The sequence below is a fragment of the Psychrobacter sp. CCUG 69069 genome, from assembly GCF_021023115.1.
Taxonomy (GTDB): Bacteria; Pseudomonadota; Gammaproteobacteria; order Pseudomonadales; family Moraxellaceae; genus Psychrobacter; species Psychrobacter namhaensis.
The window spans coordinates 311399-338237 of the sequence record NZ_QQAI01000001.1 but is presented as its reverse complement, the minus strand read 5'-3'; the positions used below and the strand labels follow the sequence as shown (position 1 = coordinate 338237).

The window sequence follows — 26839 nt, the reverse complement described above, 5'->3', positions numbered from 1 at the left end:
CCAATCGAGGCTAATAATAGAATTTATAAAGCCTATGAGTCAAACTGCTGTTTGCCATTACGGACAAACGGTAGCTTAAGAACGCGCACATCAACGAACTTACCTTTACCGCGCAGATCAACTTGAACGCTGTCGTTATCTGACAAGCTGGCAGGTACACGGGCAATAGCAATTGAGTTTTTTAGGCTAGGGGAGAAGGTGCCACTGGTAATCACACCAGTTTGCTCGTCGTCTGTGCCTTGATTGATGGTCACCGTCATGCCTTCACGTAAGACGCCGCGCGTCGTTAGTAGTAAGCCGACTTGTTTCATGGCGGTATTGTCGTCTTTTGCTTGTTTGCGTTGGCTGACGAGAGCGTCACGACCGACAAAATCACGGTCATCTTTTAGCGCGAGTGTCCAGCCCATGTTGCATTCATAAGGGTTGATGGTCTCATCCATATCGTGACCATAAAGGTTCATGCCAGCTTCCATACGCAAAGTATCGCGTGCGCCAAGGCCGGCAGGTTTGATGCCATTGGCTTTTAGTTGCTCAAAGAACGCAGGTGCATCATCGCCATGCATAATAACTTCGACACCATCTTCACCAGTATAACCAGTACGGGCAACGAACCAGTCTGTGCCTTCGATGTCCGTTAGGTCAGCCCCAACAAAAGGCTTCAGCGCGGCTAACGTATCGGCCCAGCTTGGTTTGGTCTGTACTAACTTCTCAACCGCATTCGGTCCTTGAACGGCAATCATGGCAAGCTCTGGACGTTCAGTGATGGTAATATCGAAGTCTTTAGCGACTTTGTTAAACTGTGCCAAGTCTTTATCGCGAGTGGCAGCGTTAGAGACGATACGGTACTCGGTCTCATCTGCATTCATCAAATAGACGATTAAATCGTCAATGACACCGCCTTGCTCATTTAGCATCCCAGAGTAAAGCGCCTTACCAACCGTTTTTAACTTAGCAACATCATTGGCCAGTAGCTTTTGTAGCCACGCTTTGCTATCAGTGCCTTTGATATCGGTCACGACCATGTGTGAGACATCAAACATGCCGGCATCGGTACGAACGGCTTCATGCTCTTCAATTTGTGAGCCATAATGAATCGGCAGCTCCCAGCCAGAAAAATCCACCAGTTTGCCCTCACTGTCGACGTGAGACTGATACAAGGGGGTGCGTTGGGGTGTGGGATTTTGAGCGCTTTGAGAGATGGTATCTTGAGAGTTGGTAGCTTGAATATCAGTCATAACAAATCCTTATGTGTACATCAGTTGTACTCAGTAAAAGTACATGGGCTGATGCGCATTATCATAGTAGCGAGAAGCAACATTGCAGGGTGCAAATATTACCTCAAAGGGTGGCACAGAAAATAAAGATGAAGCCGTCAGCCAAACAGACGCTGAACGCCCGTTTAAGCAAAAGCCCTATCTGTCCTGTGACCTGAGATTTTCAATACGAACCATCATGTGTGGGTATTTATATGAACCCTAAAGTTGATGATAGCGTATTTTCTCCCCTTCGGTGGGTAAGACGTCGTCCGTTCTTACCGCTCTCCAGATTTGTTATGCCTTATGTTTGTGGGTCATGTGCGATTGATAGCACACCACTAAACCATAATGACATGTGTTTTTCAGTCCTTTTACCTGAGCGATTGGCAGGGTAGATGCGCCTTCGGTGGTCATGTAGCAATGATATACGTCGTATTACCGATGCGGTGGGATACGGTATATATGCTCACAAACTCTCTCCTGAAAAACGCTTTTATTATGAAAGGTTCAAGATGCTTTTACAAGCCATCAACGACATTAAAATAGATAATTTTGGCAAAAATGACTTTTTGTGAGAATAATGGGTCAAAGTACAGAAAGGACAAGTACTTTTATTTTTAGAGTGTGGCATAAGTTTTAAAGCAAAACACCATCGCAAAACCTAAAGCCCTTACTGATATTTGCCCAAATGTGCTAACCTATGACCATACATAGTTTCTGATAGGGTGCTTTTATGCATTGTGATATTTATAAATTTCCCAAACACGACGATATGTATGTCTATATTGCGCGTCCTGATTATCCCGACGACACCGACGAGATTAAGGATTGGCTGGGTGTTTTGCCAAAAGATTTCCGTGCAGGCTTAGGTCGTAGCAAGTTTGTCATGCATCTAGATTTGGCAACCACGCCAACGCTTGCTCGTGTCGATAAAGCCGAGGTACTAAAAAAGCTACAGTCTCAAGGATACTTTGTCCAAATGCCGCCGCAAGACGTCATGCGTCGTCAAGCAGAATTGCGTGCCCGCGAAGCACAAGACAATATTTACGATTAATGCTCGTTTTTTGCGAGCTGATTATAAGTCCCTTCTTTAACAAGCAAGGGATCAAACGTCTACGAAACATTTAGTCACATGCATTTCACTAGAAGGTCGTGATAAACTAGCGGCCTATTAAGTGGGCATATTGATGGGGTGTTCGGTCTTATTTAGAGATCTGGCAGGACGTCTCTTACTGTATTTAGTACAGAAATGTGTCGCACAATTTTTAAACGCAGGTAATAAAACACGCATGGACTGGTTAAAAAGTATCTTACACAGCTTACCACTGGAAGCCATCAGTGACATTCTCGGCGAAATTGTTATTTGGTGGGGACAGCTGGTAAAAGACGTGCCACCCGCCGACTTACCAATGTATGCTTATCTTGGTGGTGTCATTATCGTGCTGGTATTGTGGTTGTTGGTCGCGCGTATGCTACCGCGTCCGCTCGGCGGTATGAGTTGGATGGTACTGTTTGCGGTATTATTAGCGCCAGGTACTGCTATTGGTGACCCTAGTGTGATTGCCCCAGCCAGTATTGGGGTGGTTTATGCGATTATGATGAAAGACACGGCAGGCGCGATCACTCATATGCTACCTATATTAGTGGTGCTAGTGGTGGGCTTGTTTGTTGGTTTTATTTGGCAGCTTATTCGCGGTGCATTTGAGTCAAGTTTAGACAAAGCTCGCAGTCGTACGGCAGAAGATACGCAAGCAACGATGCAGCTGACCACGGGCAATTATTTGACGGAAAATGCGACTTTACCTGAACAGGCAGATGTCACGCAGCAAGCTAATAAGCCTCCTTTAGCGCCTAAGACCGAAACAGACGTCAGCTTAACCAAAGCCAAAGACAGCACCTTGGCTAAAAAACCTAATGTCGAAAAATCTGATAAGCTATAAAGTGAGACAGCGCCTTTAGCCACTTGCTCTTAAATAATAAAAAAAACTGTCTGATAGATAGAGTCTATTAAATAAATTTAATAAATAAAAAAGACACCAAGCGTGTCTTTTTTTGTGTGAGATCATTTACTAATAAGAGATGAAATGAGCAGTTGACAGCTTTCAGAAGTGGATCGCATGTCTGAATAACTGCGAACGCATGAGTATTTTGGCAATGGGCAAGGCTGTGCTAATCTAAATGTTTACGTATCCGCCGTTTATGACCTTTAAACGTTTTACGGTATAACAATAACTGAGACTTGATTATGACTGATAACCCTAAAAAAAGCTTTACTGGTACCCAAAATTATATTGCCACTGACGACTTGCAGCTCGCGGTCAATGCGGCGATGACGCTACAAAAGCCCTTACTGATTAAAGGGGAGCCAGGTACTGGCAAGACTTTACTGGCAGAAGAGGTGGCTGAGAGTTTAGGTATGCCGCTGATTACTTGGCATATTAAATCGACGACCAAAGCTGAGCAGGGGCTGTATGAGTATGATGCGGTATCGCGCTTGCGTGATTCGCAACTGGGGGATGACAAGGTTTATGAGATTGGGAACTATATCAAGCCCGGCAAACTGTGGGATGCCTTTACCAGTAAAGAGCGAAGTGTGCTATTGATTGATGAGATTGATAAAGCGGATATCGAGTTCCCAAATGATTTGCTACACGAACTTGATAAGATGTCTTTTTATGTCTACGAGACAGGCGAGACCATCACCGCTGAGCAGCGCCCCGTGGTTATTATCACCTCAAACAATGAAAAAGAGTTGCCAGATGCGTTCTTGCGTCGCTGTTTTTTTCACTATATTGACTTTCCTGAAGCAGAAACCATGCGCCAAATCATCGAGGTGCATTTCCCTAATATCCAAGAAAAGCTGGTCAATGATGCGCTGGATATTTTTTATAAGCTGCGCGGTGTTCAAGGACTCAAAAAGCCACCGTCAACTTCAGAGTTGGTCGATTGGTTAACGTTGTTGCTGGCCGATGATATGGCACAAGCAGAATTAGAAGAAAATTTGCGCGGTGAAAAATCTATTCCGCCGTTGTACGGCGCATTGCTCAAAAACGAAGCCGATGTGAGCTTATTGCAGCGTTTTGCCAATATGATGCGTCGTTAAGCAGATATGAGCAGCGACATTAGGATAGAACCACTGCAAACGTCCAAATTGTAACCATATCAGCCAATAAGTGATGCGACTCTTATGTTTATCAAACTATTTTATACCCTGCGTACTTATGGCGTGCCCGTCAGTACGCGTGAACTGCTCGATCTAAATGCCGCCCTAGATCAAGGGTTGATGATGCAGCCGCATCCTGAAAACCCAGAGCTGTCTACCTTTGCTAGCCGAGAGGACATGTATCGTCTGATTCGTCTGTGTATGGTCAAAGACGAGCGTCATTTTGATAAGTTTGATCGCGCGATGGCAGACTATTTTGAGGGCGTCGATAGTCTCGATATGGACGAGCTATTGGCGAAGCTGACCGATGTGCCAAAAGAGTGGTTAGATCTAAAACTAGATCCAAAAAACTTGACTGAAGAACAACGGCGACTGCTAAAAAAATACGGCTCACTTGAAGAATTGATGAAAGCGCTTGAGGAGCGCTTAAAAGAGCAAAAAGAGCGTCATCAAGGGGGCAGTAAGTGGGTCGGGACAGGCGGCACGTCACCATTTGGTGCTTACGGCGATCATCCAGAAGGGGTACGCGTCGGCGGTGAGTCTCGTAAGCGCAGCGCTGCAAAGGTTTGGGAGCAGCGTAAATACCGTAATCTCGATGACGACAATCAGCTTGGCACGCGCCAAATTCAGATGGCACTGCGTAATCTGCGACAGTTTGCCCGTACAGGCAGCGCCGATGAGCTTGATATTCATGAGACCATCAAACGCACTGCCAAAAAAGGAGTGCTGGATATCTCTATGCAGGCGGAACGTCGTAACCGCGTCAAAGTTTTGATGCTGTTTGACGTCGGTGGGAGTATGGATATCCATGTTGAGGCGCTTGAAAAGCTGTTTTCTGCCGCGAAAAATGAGTTTAAAACCTTAGAGTTTTTTTACTTTCACAACTGTCTGTATGACTATGTGTGGCAGGACAATAACCGTCGTCATAGCGCACCTATGCCCACTTATGAGCTGCTCAATAAGTATGGCCGAGAGTATCGCGTCATTTTCGTGGGTGACGCCTCCATGTCACCGTATGAGCTCATGACAGTAGGCGGTAGTGTTGAGTACATGAATAATGAAGCGGGTATCGTGTGGCTCAAGCGAGTACTGAATCATTTCGATAAAGTAGCGTGGCTCAATCCTGAAAACCCCGCCTATTGGCAGTATACGCAAACCATTATTGAGATAAAAAAGTTGTTTGAGAATAAAATGTATCCCATGACATTGCATGGCGTGGAAGAAATGACCAGCTATTTAGCGCGGTAATTTTGATGTTTGGCCTACATAGTAGCGCCTGTTAACACTGATGGATTGTTTAATAAAGCAGCCGCTGCGACCTCTCAGCGGCTGTCTTTTTGTCTAAAGACATCCAATTTATAGTCATTACCATTGGTGCGCTCAGTAAAATGTGTTAACATTCATTTTAAATGAATGTTATAGTGCTATTTTGACTGGTGACGCTAAGAGACTTTTACTTAAAAGAATCTGCTAAAAAGAGTTTGATGGCAAGCGTCTATAAAGTCTATCTAGTGACCGTTGCTTATTTAAATACCTCATTTTCTGTTCTTTAACTCTCAATTTGTTCAATGACTAAGAGAAACAACATGGCCTCACCACAAACGTTAGAAATCGTAAAAGCTACTGTCCCCGTCCTCGAGGAGCATGGAACGGCAATCACCACCGTGTTTTATAAAAACATGTTTGAAGCGCATCCCGAACTGTTGGACATATTCAATGAAACCAATCAAAAATTAGGCCGTCAACAGACCGCATTAGCGATGACGGTGCTAGCCGCAGCCAAGCATTTGGATAAACTGGCCACACTATTGCCGCAGGTGACCCAAATCAGTCACAAGCATCGGGCTTTACAAATCTTGCCTGAGCACTATCCTATCGTTGGTAAGCATTTGATCGGGGCGATAAAAGAAGTACTGGGGGCAGCCGCGACTGATGATATTATTAACGCTTGGACCGAAGCGTATGATGAAATTGCCTCGGTGTTTATTCAGATTGAGCATGGTATGTATGAAGAGGCGATGTGGCAGGGTTTTGCTCCCTTTACCATCACTGAAAAAAGGGCCGCGGCCACAGATATCGCCGCTTTCACCGTTGAGCCAGTCAATGATCGTTCAAAGCCTGCTCAAGATATCGATTTAAGCAAACTAAATTTGACAGCTGGTCAATACATCACCGTCAAAACAGACCCAAAAGACAGTGACCATATCGCCCTACGTCATTATTCTTTGTACTCGGCGAGTAGTGAAAAAGGCATCCAGTTTGCAGTAAGACGTGACAACCGTAATGAGCATCACGGCTTGGTGTCCAATTATCTGCATGATCATTTGGAGATTGGTGATACGGTGTTGCTGTCAGCGCCTGCAGGTGACTTTGCTCTGAATCAAAATCTGGTACAACAAAACGAGATCCCACTAGTGCTGATGAGCGCGGGTGTCGGTGTCACCCCTGTGTTGTCCATGCTAGAGGCCCAAGTGTCAGCCAATCCAAAACGCCCAATCATCTGGGTGTATGCTTGTCAGAATAAAGCGCATCACGCCTTTGCTGCTGAGGTGGATAAGTTATTAGAAATGGCTGAAACCGTAGAGACACACCTGTTTTACTTTGACTCTGGGCAAATATTGGATGAGGCGTGGCTTGCTAAATTACCTAAGCCTGCTGATATTTATGTCTGTGGTTCGATGCCGTTTATGGAGAGTATGATTGATGGGCTGATGGCATTAGATCATGGTGTTGATAGCGTTCATTATGAACCATTCGGTCCTAAAATGAGCTTAGGGGGCTAGTTTTAACCCTCGTTTTCAGCAATAGGTTTATAAAAAAGCAATTAGCGTGAAAGTCATGCTAATTGCTTTTTTAGAGGCAATAAATAGGGATCTGTGATACACGCAGGGCGCTCTGGTGTAGAAGTTGGAAAATCTTCTCAAAGCGTTAAAATTAAACTACTTTGCCTTTGTTTCAACCAATCCAATCATCACACCCATCTCTTTTTTATCATGTTTGTCGATACTGGGCGCATATAACGCCGAGGCAATCCCGCCATCTAAAAATAAGGCATTCGGACAGTCCAACTCATTTTTGAATAAGGTGGCAAATTGATAAAATGTCACAGGCACCTCACTATTGGCAAATTTTATGCGGCGATCATGGCAAACGCCTACCGCATTACGGATTTTGAGTGAGGTACTATCAGGATTGAACTGGGGATGTATCTCGTCATTGATGACCAGCATCGGACCAGACTGTGTGGCATACCAAGGCTTTGCGTCATCACTTTTTAGCCGTTCACCTAAAGCACGGCTTTCTGTAATTTGCACGTTGCCAGATTTATCCCACCAGAGCACGCCATTGGGCAGTAGATGAAAATTTCCGCCGCCTTCTTTGAGGTTTAAAGCGCGCTTCTCTTCACACTCAATAACGGTATAGCCAATCGGTGCGTAAGTGTCATTGTACATACCGGCATTCATGGCAAATTTAAGCGCTCGATTTGCTGGTAACGTTGTTAATAATGCATCAAAGGTCAGTAGTGGTTGCGTACTATCAGGGTGTTGCCAAAATAACTGTAAAGCATAGCGATCACTAGTCAACGCTTCAGCTTTAACGCTACAAGCGCTATAAGCAAAGGGGGCGTCTTCGGACTGACAAGACCAATTCTGGGGGTCACTGGCAGAGTCGTTATTACTTATTGGCTGGCAAGCACTGACAGTTAGCAAGAGTAGGATGGTGGCCCATAATGGTAAGGAAGGAGCAAAACTTGGCATCGATCGTGAGTCTTTTAAAAAGTGGAGGGAAAGGTAAATAATCTTAACGGACAGCGTTTTAATCGCAGATTTTTACTCACTGCTATGCGGAAAATCACGAAAGGTATTATTGACGTTACCGATTAACCTGCCACCGTCAACGATGTCATCCAAGCTGCCAAGGCTTTGTTCTGTTGGCGCACTGGTCTCTTTACCTTTATCGCGTGAGTCTTTGTTGTAAGCAATCAGCGCATCATTATTCGCTAAGAAGCTATCAGGATTTGCCATGACCCACATCTGATTAAACACATCCGCACGGGCGCTTTGATCGAGTAATGCCTCTTTGTCAGTAAAATAAAAGTACTTCGATAATAACTTTATCTGCCCGTCATCTAAACGGCGAGCAATATGATACGGCTGCAATTGGCTTGGGTGTTGTAGACCCACGGCACCAACGATACTGGCAAGCGACTTGAGCGTGTTTTTATGGAAGCTTGCGACTCGCTCCGCTTTACTTGGGACGTCCAATGCTTTTTGGCGATAGGGATCTTGGGTGGCAACACCTGTCGGGCAAGTGTTGGTATGACAAGAGCGCGACTGAATACACCCAACGGCAAACATAAAGCCGCGCGCTGAGTTACACCAGTCTGCACCCAAGGCAATCATACGAGCGATATCAAAACCAGAGACGATTTTGCCGCTTACGCCAAGCTTAATTTTGTCACGAATACCTGCGCCGACCAACGTATTGTGTACCAATAAAAACCCTTCCACCATTGGCATGCCGACGTTATCCATAAATTCAACAGGGGCGGCGCCTGTACCACCTTCCGCACCATCGATGACGATGAAGTCAGGGTAGTTGTCGGTCTCTATCATCGCTTTAACAATCGCCATAAACTGCCAAGGTTGTCCCACACATAGCTTAAAGCCCACTGGTTTTCCGCCTGATAATTCACGTAACTGCTGCCAAAAGGCGACAAGCTCGCGTGGGGTGCTAAAAGCGGTATGAGATGATGGTGAGATGCAGTCTTGTCCCATGGGCACATGACGCGTTTCGGCGATTTCTTGGGTGATTTTCTCGGCTGGTAGCACGCCGCCTTTACCAGGTTTTGCCCCTTGAGACAGTTTGATTTCGATCATTTTAACTTGGGGGTCGACCGATTTTTCGGCAAAAGCCTGAGGGTCAAAGTTACCATGCTCATCACGACAACCAAAATATCCGGTACCCAGCTCCCAAATCAAATCGCCACCGAACTTGCGGTGATAAGAGCTGATAGCACCTTCGCCTGTATCGTGGGTAAAGCCGCCAATTTTTGCGCCTTGATTGAGCGCCATAATGGCATTGGCAGATAAGCTACCAAAGCTCATCGCTGAGATATTAAACACTGACATGTCATGCGGCTGCTGACAACGCTCGCCACCAACCGTGATGCGAAAGTCTTTATTTTTTAGAGGCTGACTGATCGCTGACTGTAAAAACCACTCTTTGCCTTGTGTATATAAATTATCTAACGTACCAAAGGCATTGGTGTCACTGACATTTTTAGCCCGCTGGTAGACAAGGGCGCGTTGCTGGCGTGAAAACGGCACTTGCTCTTTGTCGTTTTCTAATAAGTACTGGCGAATCTCTGGGCGAAAGTCCTCGAGCACATAACGAATGTGTCCGGCAACCGGATAATTGCTCAAGATAGAATGCTTGGATTGAATCAAGTCATATATGCCCAGTGCGACCCCGAAACCACCAATAATAATTAGCCACCAGTTAGTGAGTAATAGACCGGCCAATAGGATCAATATGGCAGCACCAAAAGTACTAAAGCGCAGTAATAAACCGACCACATAAGGCAAACTGGTTTTGGGTTCAGGATTTAGATTGGTACGAGATTGGGGCATAACAACACTCAACAGGCATATACAAACATTAAAAAAGGCGAAGATAACTGAAGTAGAAAGACGACTAAAGAGGACTCTACTACTATCAAACGCCAGTAAGCGTCCAGAAGTATCGTCTACATCCTCCATATATGATATCACTGCCTAGAATTAATTGGGTAACAGTGTGCTAAAGTAATTCAGGTAGATGGCATACATGCTGAGACTGACCGTCTGCCGCACCTTTTGAGTTTACCTAATAGCTTAAATTTAGACTATCCAATTATCGATTAATGAGAATAAAAATAGCCTAAGTAAACTTACCACTCATCCCATAATCGATGGTCAGATTTCAGCTGACATTAAACCCATTGATGCCCTGCAATTGATGTACGTGATACAGATTTTGAGCTAAGGACGTATCTTTAATCCCCATTACCAATCTTTTTAGCCAACGCCTGCAATTTTGGCACAATCATCAAAGCATAGTCATCCGCGTCCCAGTTGGCACTCGGGACACTGGCATTGATTGAGTAAGCATACTGTCCAGTGGCGACATCATATACGCCTACAGCGACTGCCAATATATCAATAGAAAACTCACCGTCAGAGACGGTATAACCATACTTTTTATAGTGTTCTACCGCCTGTTCTAAGGCGGTTTGCGCGCTATGAAACGTGTCTTTAGGTAAATGCTCTTGTAGATTATTATTAATCATAGTCTGTCTTGTCGCTGAGCTGACAGCATAAAACGCGCGGCCAATAGCAGTGTATGCCACGGGCACTGCTGAGCCAACTTGTAGATTAACCGATAGACGAGCAGGGCTGCGACAACAGGCGTGATAGCGCATTTCTCCTTCGACCTCAGTGGCTAAATTCACCGATACCTCATTTTCGCTGGCGAATTGCCGTAATAATGGCGCTGCAGCAGCGATCATATCATGACGACTCCACGCAGTAGCGCTGAGCCTTACTGCACTACTGCCCAATTGATAGTATCCGTGTTCAGTGGTGCGCAAAAACCCAAGCGTGGTTAAGGTATGGATGAGACGGGTGATGGTCGCTTTTGGCAATTGAGTCATTTGACACAACTGCTGATGGGTAAGCCGTTCGTGATGCTCAAAGGCGGCAAGCAATGTCAGTCCGCGACCAAGCGCTGTCACAAACTGCCGGTCATTGTCGTTTTTGCTTTGGCTAAGCGTGCTGTTTATTCGATCCAGTAGAGGAATGGCTGTGGATAAGGGTTTTGTCATTTTATACTCATATTTTTTTGATAAAGGTTTACAGCGTGGCTTAATTTTGCTTAAATAGTTTATATTATGAAACTAAGTTTCGCACAGCGGAATTATAAAGTCAATGACTTGCTAAGTCCGTTTATGATATTTATCACTACTCGTCAGTCAGGATGACTGATATCAAGGAGAGACACATGGCAACATCGACCAGCCCTCGTTTTAACTGGGAAGACCCTTTTTTATTACGTAACCAGCTCACTGATGAAGAGCGTATGGTGACGGACAGTGCGCAGCAGTTTTTTCAAAAAGAGCTGATGCCGGGTATTATCAATGCCAATCGTAATGAGCACTTTGATCGCAATATCATGCGTCAAATGGGTGAGATGGGCCTGCTTGGGGTGACGATTGATGGCTACGGCTGTGCTGGTTTGTCAAGTGTTGCCTATGGTCTGATTGCCAAAGAGGTAGAAGCGGTCGATTCGGGCTACCGCTCAGCGATGAGTGTGCAATCGAGCCTCGTGATGCACCCTATTTGGGCATACGGTACAGAAGAACAAAGAGAAAAATACTTACCGAAGCTTGCCACAGGTGAATACGTTGGCTGCTTTGGTTTGACAGAGCCAGACTCTGGTTCAGATCCGTCATCGATGTCGACACGTGCGCGGGCAGTCGATGGGGGTTATGAGCTAACTGGTAATAAAATGTGGATTACCAATAGCCCTATCGCTGATGTGTTTGTCGTTTGGGCCAAAGATGATGCAGGGGACATTCGCGGATTTGTGTTAGACAAAGGCATGAAAGGGCTGTCTGCACCAAAAATTGAAGGCAAGTTCTCACTACGGGCCTCAGTCACGGGTGAGATTGTCATGGATAAAGTGTTTGTCCCTGAAGCCAATGCCTTCCCAGATATTCGTGGTCTAAAAGGTCCTTTTGGCTGCTTAAATAAAGCCCGTTATGGTATCGCTTGGGGTTCGATGGGTGCGGCTGAGTTTTGCTGGAAAGCGGCGCGTCAGTACACGCTAGATCGTAAGCAGTTTGGTCGTCCGCTGGCCGCAACACAGCTGGTGCAGTTGAAGCTGGCCAATATGCAAACAGAGATCACTTTAGGTCTACAAGCCGCGCTACGTGTCGGTCGTCTGATGGATGAGGACAATGCTGCCCCTGAGATGATCTCTATGATTAAGCGTAATAACTGTGGTAAAGCACTTGAGATCGCTCGTATCGCTCGTGATATGCATGGTGGTAATGGTATCTCTGATGAGTTCCATATCATCCGTCATGTCATGAACTTAGAAGCCGTCAATACCTATGAGGGTACACATGATATTCATGCCCTTATCCTAGGTCGTGCACAGACAGGCATTCAAGCATTCTTTTAAGTGTTTTTAGCTAAGCGTGTTTGATACAAATGTATTCCATAACGTACGTTGCTGCTTGGACTTTTGTGAAAAAGAGCATCAATAGTAGCGTACGTTTTTAGTTGTTATTCATCATCTAACTGCTGAGGGGCTAAATGATGAATAACAGTTTTATTATTAGAAAATCAAAAAAACAGGTTAAAAAATAAGGGACTCTTATGACTGATATGCCAAAAGGCGCGTTGAATGGTGTCAAAGTGCTTGACTTATCGAGAGTGTTGGCAGGCCCTTCTTGCACGCAGGTGCTTGCGGATCTTGGGGCAGAAGTCATCAAAGTTGAGCGTCCTGGCATTGGTGATGAAACCCGTCACTGGGCACCGCCAAAGTTCAGCGATAACACGTCCGCTTATTATGCCACCATCAATCGCAATAAAAAATCGCTCACCGTAGACATTACCACGCCAGCGGGGCAAGCCATTATCAAACAGCTTGCCATTGATAGCGATATTCTAGTAGAAAATTTTAAGGTCGGCGGGCTTAAAAAATACGGCTTAGACTACGACAGCCTAAAACAAGACAATCCGCGTCTGATTTATGCGTCTTTAACAGGATTTGGGCAGACAGGGCCAGATGCCAAGCGTCCCGGTTATGATTATATTATCCAAGGTCTGTCAGGGCTGATGAGTATCACGGGTCCCAGCGATGGCGAACCACACAAGGTCGGTGTGGCAGTCGTTGATTTATTTGCAGGCTTACAGCTGACCATTGGTATCCAAGCGGCGTTATTGGCCCGTCAAAATACAGGACTGGGACAACATGTGGATGTGGCATTGCTCGATAGTGCGCTTGCCATGTTGGCAAACGTCGGTATGAACCATCTGGCGTCAGACAAAGTACCACCAAGACTGGGTAATCAACATCCAAATATCGTGCCTTATCAAGTATTTACCGCTAAAGGGCAAGCGCACTTTATTTTAGCTTGTGGCAATGACAGCCAGTTTGCCAAACTATGCGATGTACTCTCAGTCGATTGGCACACTGACGAGCGTTTTATGACCAATCCTGCCCGCGTTGCCCATCGGGAGCTTCTGTGTGATGCGCTGACCAAGCAATTCGCTCAGCGTCCACGCGCCCACTGGTTAGAGGTTTTAGAGCAGGCAGGTATTCCGTGCGGGGCGATTCATAATATCGCTGAAGCTCTGTCCATGCCGCAAGCGCTGGCCCGTGAGATGATTGTTGATTTTGCAGCGCTTGGCAGTCCTGTACGCGCACTTGGCAATCCGATCAAACTATCCGCTTCACCTATAAGCTATCGCTCGCCGCCACCCAAGTTGAGTGAGCATACCGATAGTACCTTGGCTACGCTCGGTTACGATAATGATATGATCGCCAAACTCAAAGCCGATGGAATTGTTTAGTGAAGTGTTTAAAAGAAGCGCAACATTAACCCCTTTATCTTAATGAGCGCTAAAGCCCAAACGTTGCTCAATTTGCTCAGCCAACTCAATCAGCACGGCACTGACTTCAGCCCGCTTTGCTTCGTACTCTCCTTGCAAAAAACTGACTGCCATACCAGCGACGGCAGTGCCTGAAGCATTACGGATATAAGTGCCTAAGCAGTACATACCATCGCGCAGTTGCCCATCATCGAGTGACACTCGACTTTCATGTATCGCTGCAAGTTCGATGGATAAATCTGTAAAATTACTGACGCCATGTTGTGTCATGGGCGTCGGAAACCTCTCTTTATACAATAACTTTATGCTGTCCATAGACATGGTTGACAGCATGGCTTTACCTGTCGCAGAAAATACGGCAGGTACTCGAACTCCGGCTCGAAAGGTAAAGCCGAGCGGGGCGGGTGACTCATGACAGGCCAAAAACACCACTTCCCCCAGATCCAGCTTAGACAAGGTGACCGTGTGCTGAAGTAGGACTGGGTACTGTACGATAAGGTCTTTAAACAACTGTACAACGCCTTGCTGCTGCTCATATTTGCCTGCCCAATACATCAAATAAGAGCCTAGATGAAAGCGACTGTCCGTATCTTTATAGATGACATGTTTGTTCAGTAAGCTTTGCAAAATATTATGAGTTGAGCTACGAGGAAGCGCCAACTCTTTAGCGATATGAGCAGCAGTAAGAGGGTGAGGACTGTCTGTAATCAAATCCAAAATTTGAAACGTTTTGTCCAATGCAGGGACAGCGGTCGAGCTCATAAGTAACCTATCAAAGTTAATAAAATCAATATTGTATAAAAATGTCGCGATAAATAATCATGAAAATGCGAATAAGGGTTGCAAACCAGAAGCGATCATTCCTATAATGATGTCTCATATATAGAATACTTGTTCAGTATATTGAACAAGTATGAAAGTATCAATAATTATTTGACAAACCTATTATATCCATTCTTATAAATATTTAACCTCAAATGACAAGGAGCGTCAAAATGTCACAGTCTACGCTACAGTTATCGAATCCTGATCTACTCAAACAATCCTGTCTCATCAAAGATGGTTGGCATGCGGCCAGTGATGAAGCCACCCTTGAGGTCAATAATCCCTTTAACGGTGAACTTATTGGTACGGTGCCAAGTCTCACTACCAAAGATGTGAATGACGCAGTTGCCTACTCGCATGAAGTACAAACCGCTTGGGCGGCCAAAACTGCGCAAGAGCGTGCAGATCTGTTGCAAAAATGGGCAGATCTCATCGATGCCAATAAAGAAGATCTTGCTATTATCATGACGGCTGAGCAAGGTAAGCCTTTAACCGAATCACGTGGTGAAGTTGGCTATGCCAATAGCTTTATTCGTTGGTTTGCAGAAGAAGGCAAGCGTGTCTATGGCGATGTCATCCCTGCGAACAAGTCACAACTGCGCCATGTCATCCTAAAACAACCCGTTGGCGTTTGCGCAGCTATCACCCCATGGAACTTTCCAGCGGCAATGATTACGAGAAAGGCGGCGCCTGCATTGGCGGCAGGCTGTACGATGATCATCAAACCTGCGACCGAAACCCCATTTTCTGCTCTAGCATTAGGCGTATTGGCTGAGCAAGCGGGCATTCCAGCAGGCGTTATTCAAGTGGTCACTGGCAAAGCATCAACCATCGGCGACATTTTAACGGGCGATGCCCGTATTCATAAGCTATCGTTTACTGGCTCTACTGAAGTCGGTCGAACGCTGATGGCTCAATGTGCGCCAACCATTAAGAAGTTATCACTAGAGCTTGGTGGTAACGCACCATTTATCGTCTTTGACGATGCCGATTTAGAGGCAGCGGCGGATGGCTTAATCGCCTCTAAATACCGCAATGCTGGGCAAACCTGTGTTTGCGCCAACCGCATCTATGTGCAAGACAGCATTAAAGATCAATTTTTAGACGTGTTCGTTAAAAAAGTGGCTGAGCTTAATGTTGGTAATGGTATGGATGACGGCGTCGATATCGGCCCTCTTATTAATCAAAAAGCCTTAGAAAAAGTACAAGCACTGCTAAAAGATGCGCTAGATAAAGGGGCAACGCTCATCGCTGGTGGCAGCACGAATAACGCCTCAGAGCTGACCTACAATCCGACTGTGATTACAGATATTAGCCACGATATGGACATTGCCTCTGAGGAAATCTTTGGTCCTATCGCGACCATCTTTACCTTCAAAGACGAAGCAGAGGTCATCCGTCAAGCCAACGACACGATCTATGGTTTGGCCGCGTATTTTTACAGTGGGGATTATGCACGCTCATGGCGCGTGACCGAAGGACTTGAGTACGGCATCATCGGCCATAATACGGGCTTGATCTCTACGGAAGTTGCGCCATTTGGCGGCGTGAAGCAGTCAGGCTTTGGCCGTGAAGGCTCAAAATACGGCATTGAAGAGTATGTGGTGACCAAATACTGGTGCTCTGATATCAGTTAATAGTGTCGATAAACGATTCATTATTAGTAAGACATTTTAGACATCTTTGGGGGTTTACGACAAACGAGTCCCATTCGCGGTCTAGCACATATCCAATAAACCAGCAGTCAACCGCCAATCAACTAATGGCACTTATGTTACAAATAAAGAAAAGGACATTCTTATGACAACGACCAATCAATCACTACTAGAGCGCCGCAAAGCGGTATTACCAACAGGACTTGGTGTGGCCTTTCCTATCTTTGCAGAAAAAGCAAAGAACTCAGAAGTATGGGATATTGAAGGCAATCGCTATATCGATTTTGTCGGCGGCATCTCAGTATTAAACACGGGGCACAGCCATCCAAAAATCACTCAGCGCGTGCACGAGCAGCTAGACAAATTTACGCATACTGCTGCCCAGATGATCAACTATGAGTGCTATGTTGATTTGGCTGAGAAACTGTGCGAAAAAGCCCCTATCAGCGGTGACACAAAGGCTTTCTTTTTGACCACGGGGGCAGAAGCCGTCGAAAACTGCATTAAGATTGCTCGTGCTAAAACGGGGCGTCCAGGGGTGATCTCTTTCGTTGGTGGCTGGCATGGCCGCACCTTAATGTGCATGAGTCTCACGGGCAAAGTACTGCCTTACAAAAAGAATTTTGGTCCTATGCCAGGCCCTGTGTTTCATGCCCTGTTCCCTGCTGAAGAGTTAAATGTCACAGAAGCACAAGCCCTACATAGCCTTGAGATGATTTTCCAAGCAGATATCGACCCTAGTGAAGTGGCGGCAATGATCATAGAGCCAGTACAGGGTGAGGGCGGCTTTCACCAAGTAACCCCATCATTTGCCAAAGCGTTACGCGATATCTGTGATATGCACGGCATCGTTCTTATTTTTGATGAAGTACAGTGTGGTTTTGCCAGAACAGGTACGCTGTTTGCGAGTGAGCAGTTGGGCGTTGAGCCGGATCTGATGACCAGTGCCAAGAGTTTGGCGGGTGGTTATCCTATCTCGGCAGTTATTGGTCGCGCTGAGATTATGGACGCGCCGCAAGTGGGCGGTTTGGGTGGTACTTATGCTGGTAACCCATTGGCGTGTGTGGCTGCGCTTGCCGTCATAGAAGTGATCGAAGAAGAAAATCTGCTTGAGCGCAGTGTTGAGATTGGTGACAAAATTGAGGCGTTCTTAAAAGGTCTCAATCTGAGCAGTATCGGTAATATTCGTCACAAAGGCGCTATGTTAGCGTTCGATTTGATCGATAGTGAAGGCAGACCCGATACCGTGGCAACTGCTAACCTAAAAGCAAAATCATTTGAGCAAGGTTTGCTATTAGCGTCTTGCGGGATGTATGGCAATGCGATACGTGTGATGGTGCCACTGACCGTTGAAGACGAAGTACTACAAGAAGGCCTTGATATTATCAAAGGTATTCTAACGGCTTAAGAGGTAGCAAGCCTCATTTTATTTACTATAGCGACGGATCGCTTTTAATCACACACTGACTTTGGTTAAAAAGTTGTAGTTACGATAATGGCAAGGCTGCCCTCATGACACTCGCTTTGAGTGTGTTGTTCAACGGCGCCTTGCAAATCAAGGCGCCGTTTCTGTTTCTGTTTTTGCTGTGACTGTTGAACACTAGACAAAGAACACACGACCGCTTTGAGACGAAAAGGCGTACATAGTAAATACGATGGGAGCTATCCCACTAAACACAAATGGTGTAACTGTAAAAGGTTCACACGGATGATACACAGACAAGGAGTAGGTTATGTCTGAACTACGAAAATCGCTAGGGACGTTAGATATTATTGCCCTCGCATTTGGTGCTATGGTTGGTTGGGGCTGGGTGGTTTTGGCTGGCGGTTGGATTTTATCTGCGGGTACTTGGGGGGCGATGCTGGCGTTTTTGGTAGGCGGGCTGGCGGTGATACTGATTGGTGTTACTTATGCTGAGCTTGCAGCCTCAATGCCCATTACTGGGGGAGAGCATACTTATACGCATCGAGCATTAGGGGTCAATGTCTCCTTTATCTGCTCGTGGAGTATTTTATTTGGTTATTTTTCAGTGGTGGCTTTTGAAGCCGTTGCCTTGCCGACGGTCGTAGAGTATTTTATTCCTAACTACAGCCAAGGTTATCTCTGGACCATTGCTGGCTGGGAGGTCTACGCCACTTGGGTGGGTGTGGGGATGCTGGGATCGGTCATTGTCACTTGGCTGAATGTTCGCGGTATGGAAGTCAGTGCTTGGTTTCAAAAAACCGCTGTACTGGGTATTTTGTTTGTCGGTACCTTATTGTTCATCGGTGCTGTACTCTTCAATCCTGAGACTTCAAACTCAGTGCAAGCGCCAGCCTTTATCGGGGGTATCGGCGGTATCATGGCCGTTATTGTGATGGTGCCCTTTATGTTTGTGGGTTTTGATGTCATTCCGCAGGCGGCAGAAGAGATTGATCTGACTCGTCCTAATATTGGCAAATTTCTGATTGTTTCTATTGTCGTTGCCGTCATATGGTATGTCGGTATTGCTTGGAGTGTGGGTACAACGTTGCCATTGATACAAGCAGAAAACTCGACGCTTGCTACTGCTGATGCAATGACTAATGCATGGCAAGGCAAATGGGCGGGTATTTTATTGGTGATTGGTGGCGTCCTTGGTATTTTGTCCAGCTGGAATGCGTTCTTGATTGGTGGTAGTCGTCTGCTTTATGCCATGTCAAAAGCCCATATGTTGCCAGCGTTCTTGGGTAAACTGCATCCAAAATATAATACGCCCGTCAATGCGATTTTGTTGATTGGTGGTTTGGCGACGCTTGCGCCATTATTTGGTCGTAAAATGTTGGTTTGGATTGTTGATGCTGGTGGTTTTGGTATCGTCATTGCCTATACTTGTGTTGCGATATCGTTCTTAGTGCTTCGTTATCGTGAGCCTGATATGGTGCGGCCATTTAAAATACCCGCCGGTAAGCTGGTCGGCATGATAACGATTGCACTGAGTATTGGTATGTTAATATTATATATGCCAGGTATGCCCTCAGCACTGACAGCGATTGAATGGTGGATCTTCTTGGGTTGGACAGTGCTTGGTATCGTGTTGTACGGTTATGCAAGGGTGAAATATCCGGGGATTAGTGAGTCGATTATGGCAGAAGAGCTGCGTGAATTAAAAATCGTCAATCAGTTATGGTTAAAAGACAATCCACCTAAACGATAAAATTGTTAATGAGAGACGTTTTTAAATAAGTTGTCCTTCAAAACAAAAGCCTAACATGCAATGTTAGGCTTTTTTTCTGAACTGTCCCGTCCTGAAATAAATTATCATATTTAGGTCAAAATGAATTGATGATAGACCTAGACTTATAGATCTTTGTTGTTTTGAATGATACCTTTTTGAACGATACTTTTTTGGCTGCTATCGTCTTGAACGGTGTCTGAGTCAGTTGGCATCTTGGACTTATTTGTCGTTTTAGGCGTTTTTTTTAGCAGCTTGACTTTAGCGTCTTTATTTGGAGGCTCAGGCTGTAGAGTGGTGGTCGCAGCGTTTGTATCAGGCGACTTACGGATAGAGTCAGAGGGTTTTTTTAAGCTTCTTTTGATTCTATTTACTGCTGCGGCATCGGTTTCGGCTTGTTCTTCTGCTAGCGCTATGTCGTACAGATCTTGATAGACGGCTAGGGTTTCTTCAATCATCTCGCGCATGGTGAATTTATTTGTCATTTCAGGACGCGTGACGCTTTCTAATTGGTTTTTAACGGCCTTACATAGGGCTTTGGCGTTGTACTTTTTAACCAGACCTTGCGGATAGAGCGGCTGTAGAATCTCACTAAAGGCCGCTTGGTCCCAACCAATAACAGGCGTGCCTAAATGAATCGCTTGTAGGGCATTGATACCAATCGATTCAGGCTCATTAGCGAGCGCCATCACGATATTCGCTGCTGAGAGCCACTCACGCATGTCGTTACGTTTGCTGCCTACATAAGTGATGCATTCAGCCAAACCTAGTGCATTGGTACGCTGACGAAAGTCCTCATGAGCGACGTCATCATCTCTGTAATCCTCATCCATAATAATGACGTGGATATTAGGGAACTGCTCTTGTAAATTGCCCAAAATATCAATCAACCACTCTTGGCCGTACTCGTTACCGATGACCGTGGGAAACACTAGCCACTTCTTATGCTCAAGCTCAGGGTATTCAGCGAAAGTGTGCCGTAACCAATAGACTGAAGGGTTATGTCGGTAAGGGTAGCGGCGAGTATCGACCCCGCGATAGATTCGTTTAATGGTTTTAGGGTCCGCGTCTTCAAGACGTAGCCCTTTTTTTAGATAATTGGTCACACTATCAGACACCGTAATGATGGTGTCGACAGCAAGCAGTGCTTGTGAATATTTATTGATAGGATAAAAGCCATACATGGTTGAGACCAGTTTTGGCATGCGCTTGACACGCGCGCGGCGTAGGGCTAAATGTAGTATCCATGCAGGCGTGCGCGAATGTACATGAATAACGTCAGGATCGTATTTTTCAATCAGCCGGCGCAGTGCGGTGACTTGCAGTAGTGACAGCCAAGACTTTTTATTCATGTGCAGCTGATGATATATATTCCCGTCACGCTTTAGGCGTTTCACCAAATCATTGTCCTCATCAGCGCTGGAGACGATGATGGAGGTATGCTCGTTTTTGACCAAGGCGCGTCCAAGATGAAAAATACCGCGCTCGGATTCATCATGCTTTAAGGACGACAGTAAGCGCATAACTTTCATAATAGCGTGGGTCACCAGTTAATATAATAATATCAAGCTGCTATTGTCAGTTAAAAGTGATTAAAACTCAACCTTCACGCACTAAAAAAGGCCTTGAGTACGCAAGGCCTTTTTTAGGCGTAGTCGTTATCTATTCTCAATACTTTAAGGGTCGCTTTACGGCTACTGAACCTTTGCTCGTATAACCACGGTTTGTGTGGCATTAGGGTCGAGATTTACCAAATTCCACTTAAGACCAGAATAGCTCTCTTGAATGACGGTGGTCTTGCCAACTTGTTGAATGGTTTGATAACGGTTGCCACCCGTGGTCGCAAGCGTTGGCAACGGGCTATTTAATGATAGTAGCTGTATGCCATTTGGTAACGAAACCATCGCATTGATGTCGTTTACTGGCTGAGTTGTCGTATTAGTATAAGTGGTATGGTATTCAATGATATCACCTGGCGCGATATGATTGGCAGGAACTGCGACTTCACGGCCAGCGCTATTTTTTAAGATTTTCATGACCTTGGTTTGGGCGTTGACGATATCAGGCGTACTAAATGTTGGTGTTAGTTGCAGGGCGTCTAAAGAAGTCGTTGTGGTGATTTGATTGCTGATTGGTTGCGGCGTGACATGGGTCGTAACTGGTAACACTTGAGTTACGGTATTGATAGGCGTGGAGATGACATCGACCTTGGTAACTTTATGGGTAACCTGATTGGACACAGGCACACTAGTGACAGTGGTGCGGCCTTGCATCATGACCGTGTTATTAGTGCCACTTTGCCGGACGACATAGCGTGGGACAGTGGTGACTTGAGTTACTGAATAAGGCATACCATCTCGCATGGTGATACCATTCGGTGTGGCAGTGATGATGGCTGTTTTGCCATCAGAATACTGTTCAACGACGGTAGTGCTGCTGCCTGCTGTCGAGTTAATGGCGATTTCAGGCGCAGCATTGGCTGTAGAAGCCGCGAGGGCTATACCTGCTAACATTAAAAACATGGCTGTGGTTATGGATGTGGTTTGGGCACTTGTTTTTTTGGTAGTAATAATGCCTGTTGATGTATCAACGCGCATGACCATAAAAGACTCCTTTAAAATAACAGTCAATGAAACAGCAAATAAATAACGCTTAGACAAGAAAACCCCTTGTTACTTAACATGACCAGCACGTCAAATAACAAGGGGATTAGTATGGATAAAGGCCAATACTGGCATTTACTAAGCCATCATTATTTTTTGCCCGATACCCAACCAAACGGCTAAGCAATCTCTACTCAAGTAATTATGCGCTAAAAATATTTGAGTAGAACAGCAGCATTGTGTAACTACTACGCTATAAATAACGATACTTTGTGTTAGTTTTGCTTACTGTCTAAACCAACGACGGTTTTATACACTGTCAGAAGCGACTGCTATCAAAGCGTCTTTATCACAAAATTTGTGACAGTCAGAAAAACTAATCATATATGACTTTCATTATTTCGTACTCGACCACACCCTTTGGGGTTTCGATACGCACTTCATCGCCTTCAAACTTACCAATAAGGCCGCGAGCGATGGGTGAGTTGACTGAGATTTTGCCCGCTTTAAAGTCGGCCTCATCATCACCAACGATTTTGTACTGTTTTTCTTCTTCAGTGTCCATGTTTTCGATGATGACGCTCACACCGAATACCACACGACCATCTTTTGGTAGAGTGGTTGGGTCGATGACTTGGGCCGCACCGAGTTTGGCTTCGATATCACGGATACGCGCTTCACAAAAACCTTGTTGTTCGCGTGCTGCGTGATACTCAGCGTTTTCTTTTAAATCGCCGTGTTCGCGGGCTTCAGCGATAGAAGCGGTAATGCGTGGACGGTCGACACTTTTTAACTGTTTTAATTCGGCTTCTAAAGCCGCATGTCCTTGCGGAGTCATGGGATAACGTTGCATGTTTTTTCCTTAAACCAATAACACCACACCATCTCCTACTCTTAGCGAATAGTGAGATGGTGTTAGCGTTGTTGCAATGAGTATGAAATATAAAAAGAGTGAGGTTCAGGCTGTATAAACTGTAAACGCCCTGTCATGTATGAGCATATATACTCATAAACTGAGGCGTACTGAACCTTATGTAATAAAAAGCATAGTCGCAGTTTAGCCACTATGCTTTTAGGTCTGTCTTTTTAAAGGTATTATTTTTTTAAAGCACTATTGTCATATAAAAACCCATAACAGGTTTCGCATAAGCTTTTACATAAGCCTGACAGTTATGCTTAATCTACTGAAATTATTCAGCCACGTCAATAGTCTTTGCTTGTTCATGTAAATCTTGCAGTTTGTAAACTTCAAACGGTAAGTCAATCGCATAAGATTTACAGACCGCATCTGCCGCCCCTAAGGTGGTGACATAGAACACTTTGCTTTGTAGGGCGCTACGGCGGATAGAGAAAGAATCTTCTTGTGCTTGCTTGCCTTCAGTCGTATTGATAATAAGATCGATTTTGCCATTTTTCAAGGCATCGACGATATGTGGGCGACCTTCAGTGACTTTGTTAATTTGCTTACACTCAATACCTGCGTCGCTCAGTACTTTTTGCGTCCCTGTCGTTGACACGATGTTAAAGCCAAAGTCGGCAAGCTGGCGGGCAATAGGAGCAATTTGCGCTTTGTCACTGTCACGAACTGAGATAAAGACGGTCTTGGTCTCGCCCTCAGTAGGTAGACCTGGCAAGCGCTCGTTACTACCGATTATGGCTTTGTAAAATGCTTCGCCAAAGGTTTTGCCCACGCCCATGACTTCACCCGTTGATTTCATCTCAGGGCTCAAGATAGGGTCCACACCTGGGAACTTGGCAAACGGGAATACCGCTTCTTTGACCGCATAAAACGCAGGAACGATCTCAGTCGTAAATCCTTGGTCTTTAAGCGACGTGCCAGCCATACAGCGAGCCGCGACTTGCGCTAAGGAAGTACCGATACATTTAGAAACGAATGGCACGGTACGGGCAGCACGTGGGTTCACTTCTAAGATATAAACCGTTTCACCTTTTACCGCGAACTGTACGTTCATTAAGCCAATCACACCAAGCTCTTTTGCCATGGCGACCGTTTGTGCGCGCATCACGTCACACAGCTCATCAGACAGCGAGTAAGGCGGCAATGAGCAAGCTGAGTCACCAGAGTGGACGCCTGCCTGTTCGATATGTTGCATGATACCGCCGATGACGACGTCGGTACCATCACAGACACAATCCACATCGACTTCGATAGCGTCATCTAAGAAGCGATCTAGCAATACTGGTGCTTCATTTGACGCTTGGACGGCAGTGCGCAAGTAGTGTCTGAGTTCCTCTTCGTTATAGACGATTTCCATGGCACGGCCGCCCAATACATAAGAGGGGCGGACAACCAATGGATAGCCCACGTCTTTTGCTTTGACCAAGCCGTCTTCTAAGCTGGTTGCTAGGGCGTTTGATGGTTGCACTAGGTTGAGCTGCTGAATCATATGCTGGAAGCGCTCGCGGTCTTCTGCGCGGTCGATAGCGTCAGGGCTGGTACCAATGATTTTAACGCCAGCTGATTCTAATGCACGCGCAAGCTTCAATGGTGTTTGACCACCGAACTGGACAATCACACCGTCAGGGTTCTCGATACGGACAATCTCAAGCACATCTTCAAGCGTGATTGGCTCGAAATACAAGCGATCAGAGGTATCATAATCGGTTGAAACCGTTTCAGGGTTACAGTTGACCATGATGGTCTCGTAACCATCAGCGCGCATGGCAAGCGCTGCGTGCACACAGCAGTAGTCAAACTCGATGCCTTGACCGATACGGTTAGGACCGCCACCGATGACCATGATTTTTTTGTTATCTGTTGGGTTGGCTTCACACTCGCTATCGTACGTCGAGTACATATAAGCAGTGCTGGTGGCAAATTCTGCTGCACACGTATCCACACGCTTATAGACTGGATAAACGTTCAAGTCCCAACGTTTGGTGCGTAGCTGCTTTTGTGAGACACCAAGCAGTTTGGCCAACCGTAGATCTGACAAGCCTTTACGCTTAAAGCTACGGAGGTTTTTCTCGTTCAGACCACCAAAGCCGAGTGATTTTACGGTGGCTTCTGTTTTGACAATGTCTTCAATCTGTACCAAGAACCAAGGGTCAATCTTGGTGAAGTTAAACACTTCATCGACACTCATACCGACGCGAAAAGCATCCGCGACGTAGTAAATGCGTTCAGGCGTTGGGATGGTTAGGCGGTTAATGATTTCAGAACGAGCTTTTTCAACGCTCACTTTCGATAAGTCAATTTGCTCATCAAAACCATCGGCACCCGTTTCCATACCGCGCAGTGCTTTTTGCATCGATTCTTGGAAATTACGACCAATCGCCATGACTTCACCGACCGACTTCATCTGCGTCGATAGGATGTTATCCGCTTGTGGGAATTTTTCAAAGTTAAAACGCGGTATCTTAGTGACCACATAATCAAGGGCAGGCTCAAAGCTTGCTGGCGTTTTACCACCAGTGATGTCGTTTTGCAATTCATCTAGCGTGTAACCAATGGCCAGTTTGGCAGCGATTTTGGCAATCGGGAAACCAGTGGCTTTTGAGGCGAGGGCAGAGGAGCGTGACACACGTGGGTTCATCTCGATGACGACCATGCGGCCTGTGTCAGGGTTGATACCGAACTGGACGTTTGAACCGCCCGTTTCCACACCGATCTCACGCAGTACTGCTAAAGACGCATTACGCATGATTTGATATTCTTTATCGGTCAATGTTTGCGCTGGTGCCACGGTGATCGAGTCGCCCGTGTGTACACCCATTGGATCAAAGTTTTCGATGGCACAAATGATGATGCAGTTGTCGTTTTTGTCACGAACCACTTCCATCTCGTACTCTTTCCAACCGATTAAGGACTCATCGATCAGTAGTTGATGGTTCGGTGATAAGTCAAAGCCTCGCTCACAAATCTCAATAAACTCATCGCGGTTGTACGCGATACCGCCTCCTGAGCCGCCCATGGTGAATGAGGGACGAATGATACACGGATAGCCCATTTTCTCTTGAGTCGCAAAGGCCTCTTCCATGGTTTCAGCCGTTTCAGCACGTGGACACTCAAGACCAATACGCTTCATGGCTTGGTCAAATAAGTTGCGATCTTCTGCCATCTCAATCGAGTCTTTGGTCGCGCCAATCAGCTCGCAATTGTACTTGGTTAACACGCCATGCTTGTCCAACTCTAGAGCACAGTTTAGCGCCGTCTGTCCGCCCATGGTTGGCAAGATGGCATCAGGGCGCTCTTTGGCAATGATTTGCTCAACCGTCTGCCAGGTAATCGGCTCGATATAGGTGGCGTCTGCCATGACAGGGTCGGTCATGATGGTCGCAGGGTTTGAGTTGACCAAGATGACGCGGTAGCCTTCTTCTTTTAGTGCTTTACACGCCTGCGCGCCTGAGTAGTCAAACTCACATGCTTGACCGATGACGATAGGGCCTGCGCCAATGATAAGAATGCTTTTGATGTCGGTACGTTTTGGCATAGTTAGGGCTACCTTCGTTGGGTGATA

The 26839-nt window shown here is 45.8% G+C and carries 19 protein-coding genes and 2 riboswitches; of the genes, 10 read left to right on the top strand and 9 right to left on the bottom strand.

Annotated elements, in window-relative coordinates:
• Positions 1–32 precede the first annotated feature (32 nt).
• Entirely contained in the window at positions 33–1235 is a 1203-nt protein-coding gene (gene gcvT / locus DVY93_RS01355) for a glycine cleavage system aminomethyltransferase GcvT (protein ID WP_226949396.1), read from the bottom strand.
• Positions 1236–1406: 171 nt separating this feature from the next.
• Positions 1407–1555, bottom strand: a riboswitch (glycine riboswitch).
• 54 nt (positions 1556–1609) lie between these two features.
• A riboswitch (glycine riboswitch) is annotated at positions 1610–1749 on the bottom strand.
• A gap of 240 nt (positions 1750–1989) precedes the next feature.
• Between gcvT and DVY93_RS01350 the strand changes: the two genes are divergently transcribed.
• The 5 genes from DVY93_RS01350 to DVY93_RS01330 all read left to right on the top strand — a co-directional run bounded on the left by DVY93_RS01350 (position 1990) and on the right by DVY93_RS01330 (position 7202).
• Positions 1990–2310, top strand: a complete 321-nt coding sequence (locus DVY93_RS01350; RefSeq protein ID WP_193005104.1) for a YcgL domain-containing protein — start codon at positions 1990–1992, stop codon at positions 2308–2310.
• 235 nt (positions 2311–2545) lie between these two features.
• A complete protein-coding gene (locus tag DVY93_RS01345) occupies positions 2546–3196 on the top strand; it encodes a hypothetical protein (protein WP_230708505.1) in 651 nt (216 codons plus the stop codon).
• Positions 3197–3501: 305 nt separating this feature from the next.
• Positions 3502–4359 carry an AAA family ATPase gene (locus tag DVY93_RS01340; RefSeq protein ID WP_193005102.1) on the top strand — a complete coding sequence of 286 codons (858 nt, stop codon included), beginning with the start codon at positions 3502–3504 and terminating at the stop codon, positions 4357–4359.
• 84 nt (positions 4360–4443) lie between these two features.
• Positions 4444–5667, top strand: coding sequence for a vWA domain-containing protein (locus DVY93_RS01335; protein WP_230708503.1), 1224 nt, complete (start codon positions 4444–4446; stop codon positions 5665–5667).
• Positions 5668–6005: 338 nt separating this feature from the next.
• A complete protein-coding gene (locus DVY93_RS01330) occupies positions 6006–7202 on the top strand; it encodes a globin domain-containing protein (RefSeq protein ID WP_230708501.1) in 1197 nt (398 codons plus the stop codon).
• A 156-nt stretch (positions 7203–7358) separates the two neighbouring features.
• Here DVY93_RS01330 and DVY93_RS01325 read toward each other — a convergent pair whose 3' ends face one another.
• From DVY93_RS01325 to DVY93_RS01315, 3 genes are all read right to left on the bottom strand, one after another.
• Positions 7359–8177, bottom strand: a complete 819-nt coding sequence (locus DVY93_RS01325; RefSeq protein WP_230708499.1) for a phosphodiester glycosidase family protein — start codon at positions 8175–8177, stop codon at positions 7359–7361.
• A gap of 72 nt (positions 8178–8249) precedes the next feature.
• Positions 8250–10052: an FMN-binding glutamate synthase family protein gene (locus DVY93_RS01320; protein ID WP_230708491.1), complete on the bottom strand. Its 1803-nt coding sequence runs from the start codon at positions 10050–10052 to the stop codon at positions 8250–8252.
• Between the two features lie 404 nt (positions 10053–10456).
• Entirely contained in the window at positions 10457–11284 is an 828-nt protein-coding gene (locus DVY93_RS01315) for an IclR family transcriptional regulator (protein ID WP_230708488.1), read from the bottom strand.
• Positions 11285–11460: 176 nt separating this feature from the next.
• Between DVY93_RS01315 and DVY93_RS01310 the strand changes: the two genes are divergently transcribed.
• Positions 11461–12645 carry an acyl-CoA dehydrogenase gene (locus DVY93_RS01310; RefSeq protein ID WP_230708486.1) on the top strand — a complete coding sequence of 395 codons (1185 nt, stop codon included), beginning with the start codon at positions 11461–11463 and terminating at the stop codon, positions 12643–12645.
• Between the two features lie 197 nt (positions 12646–12842).
• Positions 12843–14042, top strand: coding sequence for a CaiB/BaiF CoA transferase family protein (locus DVY93_RS01305; RefSeq protein ID WP_230708484.1), 1200 nt, complete (start codon positions 12843–12845; stop codon positions 14040–14042).
• Between the two features lie 39 nt (positions 14043–14081).
• Here DVY93_RS01305 and DVY93_RS01300 read toward each other — a convergent pair whose 3' ends face one another.
• Positions 14082–14843: an IclR family transcriptional regulator gene (locus tag DVY93_RS01300; protein WP_193005095.1), complete on the bottom strand. Its 762-nt coding sequence runs from the start codon at positions 14841–14843 to the stop codon at positions 14082–14084.
• Between the two features lie 233 nt (positions 14844–15076).
• On the opposite strand from DVY93_RS01300, the gene DVY93_RS01295 reads away from it, so the two are divergent.
• The 3 genes from DVY93_RS01295 to DVY93_RS01285 all read left to right on the top strand — a co-directional run bounded on the left by DVY93_RS01295 (position 15077) and on the right by DVY93_RS01285 (position 19737).
• Positions 15077–16543 (top strand): NAD-dependent succinate-semialdehyde dehydrogenase, encoded by a 1467-nt coding sequence (locus DVY93_RS01295; RefSeq protein WP_198334367.1) that lies wholly within the window; start codon positions 15077–15079, stop codon positions 16541–16543.
• A 163-nt stretch (positions 16544–16706) separates the two neighbouring features.
• Positions 16707–17969: a 4-aminobutyrate--2-oxoglutarate transaminase gene (gabT, locus tag DVY93_RS01290; RefSeq protein WP_198334368.1), complete on the top strand. Its 1263-nt coding sequence runs from the start codon at positions 16707–16709 to the stop codon at positions 17967–17969.
• Between the two features lie 325 nt (positions 17970–18294).
• Complete coding sequence (locus DVY93_RS01285) at positions 18295–19737, top strand: APC family permease (RefSeq protein WP_230708482.1); 1443 nt, start codon at positions 18295–18297, stop codon at positions 19735–19737.
• Between the two features lie 143 nt (positions 19738–19880).
• Here DVY93_RS01285 and DVY93_RS01280 read toward each other — a convergent pair whose 3' ends face one another.
• The 4 genes from DVY93_RS01280 to carB form a co-directional block, all read right to left on the bottom strand.
• Positions 19881–21287, bottom strand: coding sequence for a glycosyltransferase (locus tag DVY93_RS01280; protein WP_230708480.1), 1407 nt, complete (start codon positions 21285–21287; stop codon positions 19881–19883).
• Between the two features lie 162 nt (positions 21288–21449).
• On the bottom strand, positions 21450–22352 hold the full coding sequence (locus tag DVY93_RS01275) for a hypothetical protein (RefSeq protein ID WP_193005089.1): 903 nt from the start codon (positions 22350–22352) through the stop codon (positions 21450–21452).
• A gap of 382 nt (positions 22353–22734) precedes the next feature.
• Entirely contained in the window at positions 22735–23211 is a 477-nt protein-coding gene (greA, locus tag DVY93_RS01270) for a transcription elongation factor GreA (protein WP_193005087.1), read from the bottom strand.
• Positions 23212–23548: 337 nt separating this feature from the next.
• Positions 23549–26812: a carbamoyl-phosphate synthase large subunit gene (carB, locus tag DVY93_RS01265; RefSeq protein WP_230708478.1), complete on the bottom strand. Its 3264-nt coding sequence runs from the start codon at positions 26810–26812 to the stop codon at positions 23549–23551.
• Positions 26813–26839: the final 27 nt, after the last annotated feature.